This is a genomic window from Burkholderia metallica (genome assembly GCF_001718555.1).
GTDB classification, from domain to species: domain Bacteria; phylum Pseudomonadota; class Gammaproteobacteria; order Burkholderiales; family Burkholderiaceae; genus Burkholderia; species Burkholderia metallica.
In genome coordinates, this window is the sequence record NZ_CP013403.1 from 2342795 (window position 1) to 2356920 (window position 14126).

13 protein-coding genes are annotated in these 14126 nt (G+C 63.7%); 8 read left to right on the top strand and 5 right to left on the bottom strand.

The window, feature by feature from the left end:
- Position 1 precedes the first annotated feature (1 nt).
- The 4 genes from WJ16_RS29975 to WJ16_RS29990 form a co-directional block, all read right to left on the bottom strand.
- Complete coding sequence (locus tag WJ16_RS29975) at positions 2-2065, bottom strand: NADH:flavin oxidoreductase (RefSeq protein ID WP_021160633.1); 2064 nt, start codon at positions 2063-2065, stop codon at positions 2-4.
- Between the two features lie 76 nt (positions 2066-2141).
- Positions 2142-2675, bottom strand: a complete 534-nt coding sequence (locus tag WJ16_RS29980; RefSeq protein WP_069260594.1) for a DUF5943 domain-containing protein — start codon at positions 2673-2675, stop codon at positions 2142-2144.
- Between the two features lie 138 nt (positions 2676-2813).
- Complete coding sequence (locus WJ16_RS29985; protein WP_069260595.1) at positions 2814-3785, bottom strand: dipeptidase; 972 nt, start codon at positions 3783-3785, stop codon at positions 2814-2816.
- Positions 3786-3816: 31 nt separating this feature from the next.
- Entirely contained in the window at positions 3817-5091 is a 1275-nt protein-coding gene (locus tag WJ16_RS29990; protein ID WP_069260596.1) for a serine hydroxymethyltransferase, read from the bottom strand.
- 445 nt (positions 5092-5536) lie between these two features.
- On the opposite strand from WJ16_RS29990, the gene WJ16_RS29995 reads away from it, so the two are divergent.
- From WJ16_RS29995 to WJ16_RS34005, 6 genes are all read left to right on the top strand, one after another.
- Positions 5537-6562, top strand: coding sequence for a GlxA family transcriptional regulator (locus WJ16_RS29995; protein WP_069260597.1), 1026 nt, complete (start codon positions 5537-5539; stop codon positions 6560-6562).
- A gap of 529 nt (positions 6563-7091) precedes the next feature.
- Positions 7092-7553 carry a hypothetical protein gene (locus tag WJ16_RS35140; RefSeq protein WP_157126882.1) on the top strand — a complete coding sequence of 154 codons (462 nt, stop codon included), beginning with the start codon at positions 7092-7094 and terminating at the stop codon, positions 7551-7553.
- A gap of 10 nt (positions 7554-7563) precedes the next feature.
- Positions 7564-8085 carry a PAAR domain-containing protein gene (locus WJ16_RS30000; RefSeq protein ID WP_069260598.1) on the top strand — a complete coding sequence of 174 codons (522 nt, stop codon included), beginning with the start codon at positions 7564-7566 and terminating at the stop codon, positions 8083-8085.
- Between the two features lie 4 nt (positions 8086-8089).
- Positions 8090-8737: a M35 family metalloendopeptidase gene (locus tag WJ16_RS30005; RefSeq protein ID WP_069260599.1), complete on the top strand. Its 648-nt coding sequence runs from the start codon at positions 8090-8092 to the stop codon at positions 8735-8737.
- Positions 8727-9176: an OmpA family protein gene (locus WJ16_RS34000; RefSeq protein WP_076606027.1), complete on the top strand. Its 450-nt coding sequence runs from the start codon at positions 8727-8729 to the stop codon at positions 9174-9176. The genes WJ16_RS30005 and WJ16_RS34000 overlap by 11 nt, the downstream gene beginning before the upstream one ends.
- A gap of 201 nt (positions 9177-9377) precedes the next feature.
- Complete coding sequence (locus WJ16_RS34005; RefSeq protein WP_236858352.1) at positions 9378-9845, top strand: OmpA family protein; 468 nt, start codon at positions 9378-9380, stop codon at positions 9843-9845.
- A gap of 236 nt (positions 9846-10081) precedes the next feature.
- Here the strand turns inward: WJ16_RS34005 and WJ16_RS30010 are convergent, their stop codons facing one another.
- Positions 10082-11494: a discoidin domain-containing protein gene (locus WJ16_RS30010; protein WP_069260600.1), complete on the bottom strand. Its 1413-nt coding sequence runs from the start codon at positions 11492-11494 to the stop codon at positions 10082-10084.
- A 273-nt stretch (positions 11495-11767) separates the two neighbouring features.
- Here WJ16_RS30010 and WJ16_RS30015 point away from each other — a divergent pair, with 273 nt between their 5' ends.
- Together WJ16_RS30015 and WJ16_RS30020 are read left to right on the top strand one after the other, a co-directional pair.
- Positions 11768-13213 (top strand): aminotransferase-like domain-containing protein, encoded by a 1446-nt coding sequence (locus WJ16_RS30015; RefSeq protein ID WP_069260601.1) that lies wholly within the window; start codon positions 11768-11770, stop codon positions 13211-13213.
- A gap of 103 nt (positions 13214-13316) precedes the next feature.
- Positions 13317-13919: a hypothetical protein gene (locus WJ16_RS30020; protein WP_236858354.1), complete on the top strand. Its 603-nt coding sequence runs from the start codon at positions 13317-13319 to the stop codon at positions 13917-13919.
- Positions 13920-14126 lie beyond the last annotated feature (207 nt).

Below are 14126 nucleotides of genomic sequence, written 5' to 3' on the forward strand. Positions count from 1 at the left end.
TTTAGAAATCCTTCACGAGACGCAGCGAGTCGTAGATCGCGCCGTGGACGTTGTGCATCGAGATGCAATCGCCGACACGGAACAGCAGGAAACGGCCGTTGCCGAGTTCTTCCGACAGGCACGGTTGCGGCTCGGCCGCGAACAGCGTGTGCGGATCGATCTGGCCGCGGTTCACCGATTCCGGCTTGAGCTTCCAGTACAGCTCGTCGTTCGGCGACGAGCCGTTCTCGATCACGACCTGGTCGACCGCGCGTTCTTCCAGTTCTTCCGTGTACTCGTTGCGCAGCACGGCGATCAGCTTGCCGTCCTCTTCATAGACGCGATCGAGCATCGTGTTCGGCGTCGGGATCACGCCGAACGCGTACAGCCGGCGATAGAAGATCGGGAACGTCGTGCCGCCGCAATCGTCGGCGACCTTCACGTCCGGTGTGACGACCTCGACCTTCGAGCCGCGGCTCGCCATGAAGTCGGCCACGCCGGCACCGGCATGCGTGCTCACGCCGTCGAACAGCAGCACGTTCTGCTTCGGCTCGACCTTGCCGGTCAGGATGTCCCACGAACTGACGGCGAGCCCTTCGGCCACGCCCCAGCCTGGCACCTGCCACGTGAAGCTCGACCCGCCCGTCGCGAGCACGACGATGTCCGGCTTCTCGGCCATGATCATCTTCTCGTCGGCGGCCACGCCCAGACGGCGATCGACGCCCAGGCGCTTCGTTTCCATGTCGAACCAGCGGATGATCCCCGACATCTGCTCGCGCTGCGGCGCCTTCGCGGCGATCATCACCTGGCCGCCCACTTCGGCGTTCTTTTCGAACAGCACGACGTCGTGGCCGCGCAGCTTCGCGACACGCGCGGCTTCCAGACCCGCCGGGCCCGCGCCGACCACCACAACCTTGCGCTTCGGGCCGCGCGACTTCTCGATGATGTGCGGCATCGTCGCTTCGCGCGACGTCGCCGCGTTCTGGATGCACAGCACGTCGAGACCGTTGTACTGGCGGTCGATGCAGTAGTTCGCGCCGACGCACTGCTTGATTTCGTCCTCGCGGCCGTCGCGGATCTTGATCACCATGTGCGGATCGGCGATCTGCGCGCGTGTCATGCCGACCAGGTCGATCATGCCGGTGGCGAGCAGGCGCTCGGCCTGGCCCGCATCGCGGATGCTCTGCGCGTGCATCACCGGAATTTTCACGACCGACTTGATGCCGGCCGCAAGGTGCACGAACGGCTCCGGCGGCAGCGCCATCGGCGGCATGCAGTTGGCGATCGTGTTGTGCGTGTCGCCGCCCGAGCCGACCACGCTCAGGTAGTCGATCAGGCCCGTCTCCGACATCGCCTGCGCGATTTCCTTCAGCGCTTCGTGATCGAGGCCGTCTTCGTGGAATTCGTCGCCGCACATGCGCAGGCCGACGCAGAAATCCTTGCCGACCGCTTCGCGCACGGCGGTCAGCACTTCGATGCCGAAGCGCAGGCGGTTTTCGAGGCTGCCGCCCCATTCGTCGGTGCGGTGGTTCGACCGCTTGCTCCAGAACTGGTCGATCAGGTGCTGGTGAGCGGCCGAAATCTCGATACCGTCCATGCCGGCGGCCTTCACGCGCTTCGCGGCCGCCGCGAAATCGCCGATGATGCGGCGAATTTCCTCGATCTCGATGATCTTCGCGTTGCCGCGGTGCACCGGTTCGCGCACGCCCGACGGCGACATCAGGTGCGGCCAGTGCTCGCCGTGGAACGACGAGCGGCGGCCCATGTGCGTCGCCTGGATCATGATCTTCGCGCCGTGCTTGTGCATCGTGTCGGCGAGGCGCGTGAGCGGATCGATGATCTTGTCGGTCGACAGGTTCACCGATTTCCACCAGCCTTGCGGGCTGTCGATCGACACCGGGCTCGACCCGCCGCAGATGGCCAGGCCGACGCCACCCTTCGCCTTTTCTTCGTAGTAGCGGATATAGCGGTCGCCCGGCAGGCCGCCCGGCTCGGCATACACCTCCGCATGCGCGGTGCTGACGATCCGGTTGCGCAGCGTCAGCTGGTTCAGCTGCATGGGTTTGAACAGGTGGGGATAACGCATCGCTGGCGACCTCTGGCGTTCGAATGTCTCGTGTTGCGGGTGTTGTTCTGTTGCGGGGTGTCAGTGCATCAATACATCAGTGCGCGATCGGCGACACTTCGAAGACGCAATGGTCGTGATGCTCGGCCGCGCACTGCACTTCCTTCGATTGCGCACGCGGTGCGCCCTTGCCTTCCGGCGTCGTGTCGTTGACCCAGTCCATCGCGCCGGCGAACCAGCCCGCGAACATGTAGCAGAGCTTGCCTTCCTTCTCCGGCTGCTGAAGCACGAACGACGAGTGGCGCAGCTCGATCTTCGCGCGCGCACCGGCCGGATCGGCCTCGATGATCGAGAACAGGCCCCAGCCGCGTTGCGACAGGCGCTTCAGGTAGTGCTCGAACACCGCCATGCCGGTCAGGCCGTGCAGCTTCGCTTCCTTGTCGCACCAGTGGTAGGCAGACTTGTAGCCGGCCTTGTACAAAATCTCCGCGTACGCTTCGACGCCGAGCGCTTCCTCGACCGCGACGTGGTTGTTCGTGAAGAAGTGGCGCGGCACGTACAGCATCGGCAGCGCGTCGGTGGTCCAGACGCCGGTATCGGGATCGACGTTGATCGGCAGTTGCGGTTGCATCGTGTGACTCCGTGAGGAAATGGGTCGCGCGGCTCGAGGCGCAGGCGCGACATCGTCCGCGTGTCCGCGCGGCTTGCGCGGGCACGTCCCGGTTTTTTTAATGTTGAATTTCTGGCGGCGGTTCGGCGTTCGCGGCGCTTATGCGCCCCACACGTCCTTGAACACGCGCACCCAGTTCTCGCCCATGATCTTGCGGATACGCGACTCCTTCCAGCCGTGGCGTTCCATCGCCGCGGTCAGGTTCGGAAATTCGCCGATCGTGCGGATGCCGTCCGGGTTGATCACCTTGCCGAAGTTCGTCAGCTGGCGATAGCGGCCCTTGTCATGCGTCAGCATGTCGAAGAATTCCTTCGCGTAATCCTGCGTGAAATCGGTGCCGATGCCGACCGCGTCTTCGCCGATCAGATTCACGACGTACTCGATCGCCTCGATGTAGTCGTCGATGTTCGCTTCAATCCCGCGCTTCAGGAACGGCGCGAACATCGTCACGCCGACGAAGCCGCCCGCATCGGCGATCTCCTTCAGCTGTTCGTCGCTCTTGTTGCGCGGATGCTCCTTCAGACCCGACGGCAGGCAGTGCGAATAGCACACCGGCTTCTTCGAGAACGCGATCGCTTCCGACGACGTGTTGCCGCCCACGTGCGACAGGTCGACCATGATGCCGACGCGGTTCATCTCGGTGATCACTTCCCGGCCGAAATCCGACAGGCCGCCGTCACGCTCGTAGCAGCCGGTGCCGACCAGGTTCTGCGTGTTGTAGCAAAGCTGCACGACGCGCACGCCCATGTCGGCGAACGCCTCGATGTAGCCGAGGTTGTCCTCGAACGCATGCGCGTTCTGGAAGCCGAGGATCACGCCGGTCTTGTTTTCCTTCTTCGCGCGGAAGATGTCTTCCGTCGTGCGCACCAGCGTCAGCAGCTCGCCGTTGTCGCGGATCTTCTTCTTCATCACGCCGATGTTGTCGACGGTCTTCGTGAAGTTCTCCCACACCGACACCGTGCAGTTCGCGGCCGTGATGCCGCCGCGGCGCATGTCTTCGAACACCGGCTTCTCGAACTTCGAGATGTTCAGACCGTCGATGATGATGCTGTCTTGATGCAGCGTGCTCATGTGTTGCTCCAGTATTGTCGGGACGGTGGGATCAGTAGATCGGGAAGCGTTCGCACAACGCGAAGATCTCGCGGCGCACGCGCTGTTCGGTCGCGTGGTCGCCTTCCGGATTCGCGCGCAGCGCGTCGAACACTTCCAGGATCAGGCGGCCCACCTCGCGGAATTCCGCGACGCCGAAGCCGCGCGTCGTGCCGGCCGGCGTACCGAGGCGGATGCCCGACGTGACGGTCGGCTTCTCGGTGTCGAACGGAATGCCGTTCTTGTTGCAGGTGATACCCGCGCGCTCCAGCGCCTGTTCGACCGGCGCGCCCTTCAGGCCCTTCGGACGTAGGTCGACGAGCAGCAGGTGGTTGTCGGTGCCGCCCGTGACGAGATCGACGCCGCCCGCCTTCAGCACTTCGCCGAGCGCCTGCGCGTTCGCGAGCACGTTGTCGATGTAGGTCTTGAAGTCCGCGTGCAGCACTTCGCCGAACGCGACGGCCTTGCCGGCGATCACGTGCATCAGCGGGCCGCCCTGCAGGCCGGGGAACACGGCCGAGTTGATCTTCTTCGCGATGTCCTCGTCGTTGGTCAGCACGAAGCCGCCGCGCGGGCCGCGCAGCGTCTTGTGCGTGGTCGACGTGACGACGTGCGCGTGCTCGACCGGGTTCGCGTGGCGGCCCGCGGCGATCACGCCGGCGATGTGCGCCATGTCGACCATCAGCTTCGCGCCGACGCTGTCGGCGATCGCGCGGAAGCGCGCGAAGTCGAGCGCGCGCGGGTATGCGGAGAAGCCGGCGATGATCAGGTTCGGCTTGTGTTCGTGGGCGAGCGCTTCGACCTGGTCGTAGTCGATCCGCATCGTGTCGCGATTCACGCCGTACTGGACCGCGTTGAACCACTTGCCCGACAGCGCCGGCTTCGCGCCGTGCGTCAGGTGGCCGCCGGCGTCGAGCGACATGCCGAGCACCGTGTCGCCCGGCTTCGCCAGCGCGAGCATCACCGAGCCGTTCGCCTGCGCGCCCGAGTGCGGCTGCACGTTCGCATAGCCGGCGTTGAAGATCTGCTTCACGCGTTCGATCGCCAGCGCCTCGACTTCATCGGCGAACTCGCAGCCGCCGTAGTAGCGCTTGCCGGGATAGCCTTCCGCGTACTTGTTGGTCAGCACCGAGCCCTGCGCCTCGAGCACGGCGCGCGACACGATGTTTTCCGACGCGATCAGCTCGACCTGCGACTGCTGACGCTCGAGTTCCTTCAGGATGGCGCTGCGCACCGGCGCGTCGCGCTCGGCAAGGGACTGCGAGAAGAAAGGCTGGGTGTTCGACATAGTGCGTCCGTGACGAAGAATAGGGGGCTGAAACCGAAGCTCAAGGCCCGCCCTGCCTGGGTTTCCCGCTCGTCCAGTACAAGGCTGCCGACGGCTCTATTCTTGTCGTTCGGATTTTCGGCGGATTGATGAATTTAGACGCGTTCTTTGCCTTTTCCGCCATCCGCGTCCGTTTTATACAAGTGACCGGTCGTGCTTTTTCGGATGACCGACAAAAACGGCGACGGCTGTTCACCTATGGACACGCACTTCCGCAGTGCCTGTGCCGCTCGATCGAAGTGCGACATCTCCCGGATACGGTGCAGTGCAGCATCGGCCTTACGCCCAGACAACGTATGGAGCTAGGGTTTAGCCGTATGGCACGCTTGTTGCGCTCGCTCACACAATACCGCAGCCCGATCGGTGCCTCGGGCCTATAGCTATTAGAGATTCCAGGAAGCTCCCCATGTCGCCCGACCGCACAGCGTCGCTGTCCCACTTCGCGTTCATGCCTTTACCGAACTTCACGATGATCGCGTTCACCAATGCGATCGAGGTGCTTCGGATGGCGAACTACCTGAGCGGCCAGCCGCTCTACCGCTGGTCGGTGATCAGCCCGGACGGCGGCCCGGTCACGGCGAGCAACGGCCTGACGGTCGACACGGGCCCGGCCGAATGCGCGGGGCAGCCCGACATCGTGTTCGTGTGCGGCGGCGTCGACGTGCAGCGTGCGACCACGCCGGCCCATCTGTCGACGCTGCGTCGTTTCGCACGCGCGGGCATTCCGCTCGGCAGCCTGTGCACGGGCACCTATGCACTGGCGAAGTCGGGGCTGCTCGCGGGCTACGCATGCGCGATCCACTGGGAGAACATGTCGGCGCTGAAGGAAGAGTTTCCGGACACGCGCTTCCTGAAGGAACTGTTCGTGATCGACCGCGACCGCATCACGTGCACGGGCGGCGTCGCGCCGCTCGACATGATGCTGAACCTGATCGCCGCGCGCGTGGGCACCGCGCGCGTCACGCAGATCGCCGAGCAGTTCATCGTCGAACACGTACGCGACACGAGCGCGCAGCAACGCATGCCGCTCGTCGCGCGCCTGGGCTCGGCGAACAAGTCGCTGTTCGAGGTGATCTCGCTGATGGAGAACAACATCGAGGAGCCGCTGTCGCGCGAGGAGCTCGCGCGCCTCGCGAACATGTCGCAGCGGCAACTGCAGCGCCTGTTCCGCGAACACCTCGGGATGACGCCGACGCATTACTACCTGACGCTGCGGCTGCGCCGCGCGCGCGAGCTGCTGCTGCAGACCGACATGTCGATCATGCACATCACGATGGCGTGCGGCTTCCAGTCGGCGTGCCATTTCAGCAAGAGCTATCGCGACGCGTTCGGCGTCGCGCCGACGAGGGAGCGCCGCAAGCAGGTCGCGCCGCTCGCGCAGGGTGCGGCCAGTGCCGGGCCGGCGTTTCCGACGCATGCGGTCCACGCGTGACACGCGCGCTGCGCGGTAAAAAATCATGCGGTCGCGAAGACTGATGCCCAGGGATTGTAGAAGCGTGATCGCAACCGCCATGCAGCGGTGGTAACTTTCTGCGCGATGCTTCCGAGGCACCTCACCTGACCGCATTACCGCTGTAGGACGATTCCCCCCTTTCCGGTTTGCGCTCGTCACGAGAAGGCATTCGCCGGGGATCGGCGCGGTGTCGCGCCGAACAGTATCGCTCGTTCGAGCCTGGAATTTTCCCGGAGTAGAAACTCCGCTTCCAACACGTGATCTCGTCCGCTGTCACCCAGCGCGACAACAGGTGCAATCACGTCTGCCACGCGTTCGCAGTCCGCTTGGAGTCACCGCCTTTCGGCCGCCGAGCGCGGGGCGAGCCGCGATTCAGTGAACAGGTTCACGACGCCCTCACGACCACGTTGTAAGCAACGTCTGCCACGAATGATTCGTCGAAGGGGCGCAGCACGGCCATTTCTCTGCCATTGCAGTCGCTGTCGCTCCATTCGGCCGCACATGCTTAATGTCGAATCCCCAGTGCGTTTCATCGGCGACCTATCAATCGAGTTGCATCCGCTTGCAGACAAGCAGCGTCGACAGCAAACGATCAAGTCCTGGATCGTGGCACATCTTCCCGCTCGGTTTGCGAAACTCAGCGCTCGATTGCGCGTTCATCCCTCCCCTCGGTAATGCGCGGCTTCGAAGTATCTACGTTTCCATTGGATTACTAATAAAAATCATACTCGTCCCATATACAAACCAATCATTGCCGGCGATCTTCGATGGCTCGTCCATACATAATATTTCCGAGCCTATGACAGAAAAAGAACACGCCGATTGTTCGTATTTTCTTCACTCATCGATCCTGCTTTACGCGATGGTGCAGCAGCTACACACTACGCAGATCTGTTCGCCCGATGCAATCGATCCGATGTATCGCGGCAATATGCAAATGACCTGCACGCGCGACACCAACTTCGATTGAGGAAACGACTATGAGCCGACGAGCAGTCAGGAACGGCGACCCGACGACAACTGGCGGCGTCGTCATCGCCGTTACGTCTACGATGTTCAATCACGGCAAGCAGGTAGCCATTGATGGCGACAAGGCGACATGCGGAAATTGCGATGGGGCGTTCCTGATAGTGGGCAGCGCCCAGCGCATGATTCATCACGGGCGATGCGTCGCCCTGGAAGGTGACGCGGTACTCTGTCCATGCGGGCAAAACCGACTTATCGCGGGTAGCGACAGCACGATTTTTTACGGGGGCGACGGCGGCCGCAAAGCGGCGAACCCGTTCGGCGCACGTTCGGCATTCGCGCCCGCGTCGGGTATCCATGACGATCAGTTCGTGATCCGCGACGTTCGGACCAAGCAGCCGTTAAGCAACGTGCGCTATTGGATCAAGGATCGATCAGGGAACATGCTTGCGTCCGGCATGAGCGATCGGCACGGTTGTACTGCGCGCGTGCAGACCGAAGATGCGCAGACCTTGAAGCTTGTAATCGAGGATTGAAAAGATGGGGAACCAGACTACCGTTGCCGAGACAACGACAAACACCATCGAAGGATCGCAGCATTTCGCGAACGTTGACTTGCGGCCGATCTGCGAGAACATGACCAACTCGGAGTTCCGAGCCGTGTTCGCCAAGGCTCAGACCAAAGCCATCGAGAAGCTAGACGCTCGCATAGTCTCTTTGCGAAAGTGGTCGCAGTACGAAAAAGACCGCGTGTTCAAGTGGTTCGGTCGTAACGACGAGGCAACACGAATGCACCTACTGACCGGACTAACAAAGGTAGTTAAGGTAGTGTGCTCCTTCAATGAAAGGAACGTCGTCCGTACCGGAAGCGCCGCCGATCTGGCGACCGGATGCACACCTAACCCGGTCGGCACCGGCGGGGAAGCGGCGCACGTCTGCGCGCCGGACACGACAACACACACGATCGCCATCAGCGCGCGATTCTGCACGATGCGCCCGTGGACTGCGAATGCCGATTCTCACGTATCCACTATCATCCACGAAGCAACGCACTTCCAAGACACGATGTCATCTACAGATGATCAATACACAATCACGCGGTTCCTTCCTGAATGGGGGCAATCGCATCCGGCCTTGGCAATCAACAATGCCGACAGCATTGCGGGGTACGTCGTCGATGGTGACTAAGTTCCTGACTGCCGCCGCGCTCACGTTGTGCTGCGCGCATGCAGCATTCGCGTGTGACGGTCCATCGAACATGCCTGCCCATTACATCGACATTGTTTTCGATACTGACTCGAGCGCAATTTCTTCGATCGAACTATCGAGGTTATCGGCGTGGTCTAGCGATCTGAAAAGGCGCTTTCCGATCATCGATACGGTATGGCTTGTAGGACTGGCCGAAAGAACCGAGCAAGACGCACAGCAGCTTGCAACGCGACGGGCGGAAAACGTGATGACTGCCCTAGGTCAGTTTTCGATCCGTGGCGAGAAAAGCGATTTCATGAGTCAAATTTTCAAGCCGGACGAGTTCGGGCAATCGGGGCGGCGCGTCGAGGTGAACGTTAGTCCGGGATGCCCTGATCACTGCTGCCCGAACCTGAACCCGATACCCAAGACGCATTGACGTAACACGGAGCGTTCGGACCGACCCGCGCGAAGCGGGTCGTCTTCTTCCAGCGTCTCCTGCGTGTTCGCCCTTCTTCCCTCGTCCGGCCAGCCCATCGCCTGCGATTGACAGACTGCACGCCCCTGCGTTTTCCCAAAACATCGAGATACCGGAACCTGCGATGTATCGGCGATCACCGCAGCAACGGAGACCGACACCATGCTGCGATTGACTAAATTGCTAACTGCCGCCGCGCTCGCGTTGAGTTGCGTACATATGGCATTCGCGTGCGATGGTCCGTCGAACTTGCCCGGCTGGGATTTTGACGTTCGATTCGACAATGATTCGAGCGACCTATCTATCGCCGAGTTGGCGAGGCTGTCAGCGTGGTCAGCCGATATGCGCAATCGCTTTTCCATTGTCGATGTGGTTTCGGTCGTCGGTTTGGCGGAACCGACGGAGAGAGACCCGAAAGCCCTTGCTCGACGACGTGCAGCGAATGTCAAAGCCGCATTGGATCAATTTTCGGTTCGAGGCGAACGAAATTCCGTCATCGCACGAATCTACAAATTGCCGTTTCCCGCCAGCGAATTTGACGATACTGGGCGGCGCGTCGAGATCACGTTCGGCCCCGGATGCCCTGACCACTGCTGCCCGAACCTGAACCCGATACCCAAGACGCATTGACGTAACACGGAGCGTTCGGACCGGCCCGCGCGAAGCGGGTCGTCTTCTTCCAGCGTCTCCTGCGTGTTCGCCCTTCTCCCCTCGTCCGGTCAGCCCATCGCCTGCGATTGACAGACTGCACGCCCCTGCGTTTTCCCAAAACATCGAGATACCGGAACCTGCGATGTATCGGCGATCACCGCAGCAACGGAGACCGACACCATGCAGCGACCTTGAAGACTGCTTCCGGCGTGCACTTACGACCCCCACACCTGCATTTCGTAGAGCGAGTAGCCCCACTGCGTCGCGCGCTGCGTGCCGAGCATCCGCACGTAACGTCCGCTGCCGTTGAGATTCGGCAGTGTGACGTGGGTATATGAACCACCGTTGCTCGTCGAATAGATCGTCGTCCAGTTCGCGTTGTCGTTCGACGTCTGGATCTGGTAGACGAGCGCGCCCGCGTCCCAGTACAGATCGACGTGATCGATGTGCTTCACCGCACCGAGATCCACGGAGATCCATTGCGAACCGACGCCCGCGCCTTCCGGCGAATCCCAGCGCGTGCTCGTGGCGTTGCCGTCGAACGCCTTGTCGGGCGTGAGCGACGCGTTGTAGCTCGCCGACGCGGCGGCCGGACGCCCTTGCGACAGCAGCGTCGGCTGCGCGGTGGCCGGGCCGCCGTAGTAGCTCGACCCGAGCTTGGCCTTCGTCGTATCGGCATTCACGCCGAACTGCGACAGGCTCCAGCGCTGGCCGGTCGTCACGTCGCCGACATAGAGCTGATAGCCGCCCGCCGTCGTCGACGAGAAGAACAGATAGTTCGTACCGCTCACCGGCGCCGGGTCCGAGTTGTTGCTCGCGCAGTCGTTGAGCGATAACGCATTCGGCGTCGACGCCGGGTCGGCAGTCTTCGCGTAGATCTGGTCGGCCCCGCCGCTGTCTTTCCAGCGCGCGTAGAACACCATGCCGTCCGCACGCACGATCGGGTAGTACGTCTGCAGCCCGGCCGGATGATCGAACACGGCGGTCGCACCGGTCGCGATCGTGCGCTTCATCAGTCCCATGTTGGAGCCGGTGCCGGTCGCGTAATAGACGGCGCTCGCGTCCGGCGCGAGAAACGGCATCGAGTATTCGGCGCCGGCCGGCGCGTTCGTCAGGCTCACGACCGACGTGAACACCGGGCCCGCGCTCGTGTACGACAGCGTGCCCTGCTTGACGTCGCCGTTTTGCTTGAACACGAGCGTCTTGCCGTCCGTGCTGAACTTGGGATCCTCGTTGCGCGTGGCGCCCGTGCTGTTCGTCATGTTGACGGGCGGCGTGCCGGCGCCGAGCTGCAGCATGAACACGTTCCATGCGCCGTTGCTGATGCCCATGAACGCGAGCCACTTGCCGTCGGGGCTGAACACGCCGTTCATCGGATCGGTGATGCCCCACGTGCTCTTGCTCAGCTGCGTCAGCGAACGAGCCGAGAAGTCGTAGAGAAACAGCTGGCTCGTGCCGTCGCCGTACTTGACGTAGCTGTGATAGACGAGCTTGCCGGTCAGCGCGGCGGGAAACGTCGCGTTCGGCTGGGAGGCGGGATTGCTGATGCAGGCTGCCGTGGCGGCACCGCTGAACAGGTTGAGGGCGAGGCCGGCCACCAGGCCCGCGATGAGGGTCTTCGATTTCACGCTGAATGCTTCCGGGTAAGGTAAGGACGCCGCGGACAGGGAACCGCGCAGCACGCGCGAGCGTCACGGATCCGCCGTCGGCGCAGCGTGAATTCCGTATCGGTCGGACATCGGGAACAAGAATTGCGAGAGGATGCCCGCTGGTCAGACGAAAGAAAAGGATCAGAGCGCGTTCAAAACATGCGGATCAGCCGGCGGTTTGGGGGCGCGCTTGCACGCCACGGCTGCCGTACTACGCTTTGTCCCAAGGCCACGATCAGCCGGAGGGCACGCATGAAGCGCTATGCGGCACTGGCACAGACGATCACCGACGCCATCCGGCGCGGCGACCTGGTGGCCGGCGCGCGGATTCCCACCGTGCGTGCCGCGTGCCGCGCGTATCGCGTGAGCCCGTCCACCGTGTTTCGCGCGTACTACCTGCTCGAGAGCGAGGGTCTGATCGTCGCGCGGGCGCGCTCCGGTTATTTCGTTGCGAACCTCGAAGACAGGCACGTGCGGTTCGGCCACGAACCGCCGCGCAAGCCGGCCGCCCCCGCGCCGACCGGCGGCGACGATACGCTGACGCGTTTGCTCGATTCGCTCAAATGCGACGACGTCGTTCCGCTCGGCTCCGAATTCGCCAGCTATTCGCTGTTTCCGATGAGCAGCCTGTGGCGCCACGTGGCGTCCGCAGCGCGCAACATGGACCGCACGAAACTACTGGCCGGATTGCCGCCCGGCCACGACGCGCTGCGGCACCAGATTGCGCTGCGCTACCTGAACGCGGGCGCGTCGCTGCCGATGGAGGAAATCGTCATCACCACCGGCGCGATCGAGGCGCTCACGCTCAGCCTGCAGGCGCTGACACGCCCCGGCGACATCGTCGCGATCGAGCGGCCGGCGTTCCACGCTGCACTGCAAGCCGTGCAGCGGCTGCACCTGAAGGCCGTCGAGATTCCGGTCGACCCGCGAGCGGGCCTCGACCTCGATGCGCTCGCCGAAGCGCTCGACTCGCACCCGGTGCGCGCGTGCTGGTTCATGACGTCGTTCCACAACCCGACCGGCGCGACGCTGACCGACGAGCGCAAGCGCGCGCTGATCGAGCTGCTCGCGGCACGCAACGTGCCGCTGATCGAGGACGACGTGTACGGCGAACTGCATTTCGACACGGCTCCCACGCGCCCCGCGAAACTGTATGACGAGAACGGGCTCGTCCTGCATTGCGGGTCGTTCTCGAAATGCCTCGCACCGGGGTTCAGGATCGGCTGGGTCGCGGCCGGCCGTTTCGTGCGGCAGGTCCGGCAGGCAAAAGGCGCGAGCGCGCCGGCCGCCGACGTGCCCGCGCAGATGGCGATTTCGAGCTACCTGCGCGACGGTGCGTACGATCGCTTCCTGCGCAAGCTGCGCCGCAATCTCGCCGCGCACCAGGCACAGATGCTGACGGCCGTGCGCGCGTATTTTCCGGCCGGCACCGAAGTGTTCGCGCCGCACGGCGGGTATTTCCTGTGGATCGAATTGCCGCCGCGCGTGGATGCGATGCATCTGTTCGGCGACGCGATGGCAAGCGGCGTCAGCATCGCGCCCGGGCCGATCTTTTCCGCGACCGGCGGATTCCGCCGCTTTCTTCGGCTCAATTACGGCCGGCCGTGGACACCGGCGGTCGAGCACGCGATGGAGACACTCGGGGCGCTCGCGGCCCGGCAGCGGCAGAACGGCCGGCGCAGAACCGACGAATCATGACACCCCGCATGCACCTTGCGTTTCACCCGCCGGCGACCAAAAATGAAGCGGTAAGTACGCGCGGACGAACGTGTTCCGCGCCCCCGACGTCACGGAGCATCCCATGAGCACTGCACGCGAACGACCGTCGACGACGCGCGCCGCACCTGCACCGCCGCCGTCGTTAGATACGTGGTCGTCGCGCATCGCGCGGATGCTGCGCAACGCCGCGTTGCGGCGGCCACGCGCATCCAGCGCGCCGCTCCTGAGCATCGTGACGCTCGTGCTGCTGGTGGGCGGCTACGTGGCGGTCGACCGCACGTGCAAGGCCGATCCCGTTTGCCGCGGGCCCGGTATGCCGGGCGCTCCCGTACCCGAAGCCGGATTGCAGGCATCGAACGATGCGTTGCTGCCCGTGCTGCCCGTGCCCGTGTATCCGTTTCATGCGATCGATGGCACACAGGTCGCGACCAATCCGCCGCGCGGCGGCGGCAGCGCGAATGCCGTCGAATCCGCCCGGAGGACGGCCGCTGCACGCACGGCGCCGTCGACGCTGCACGCGCGTGACCGGGCGCGCACCGACGCCGTTCGCGTGGCGGACTGGAAAGGCGACCGCGACACGGCGCGCCGCACGCATGCGATTCGCCGCGTCAGCCTGCACACCCGGCATGCGCGGCGCGCGGCGGCCAGCAACGCCGACCTCGCGAAGCTCTATCGCGCTCACTGAGCGTGCGATCGGGCCGTATGCACGGCCTGTCGCCGGCGGAAGGTTTCTCAACGGGCGGTGATCATCGCGACGATTCCGTATGGCCGCGACCGACACTCGCCGGCGCGCCGGACAGCGCGCGCGCCTGCGCCGCGCACCTCATCACCATACCGGCCCAATGAAAACGGGCGGCCCGTTTCCGGCACCGCCCGTTTTCCGCGACGCGTC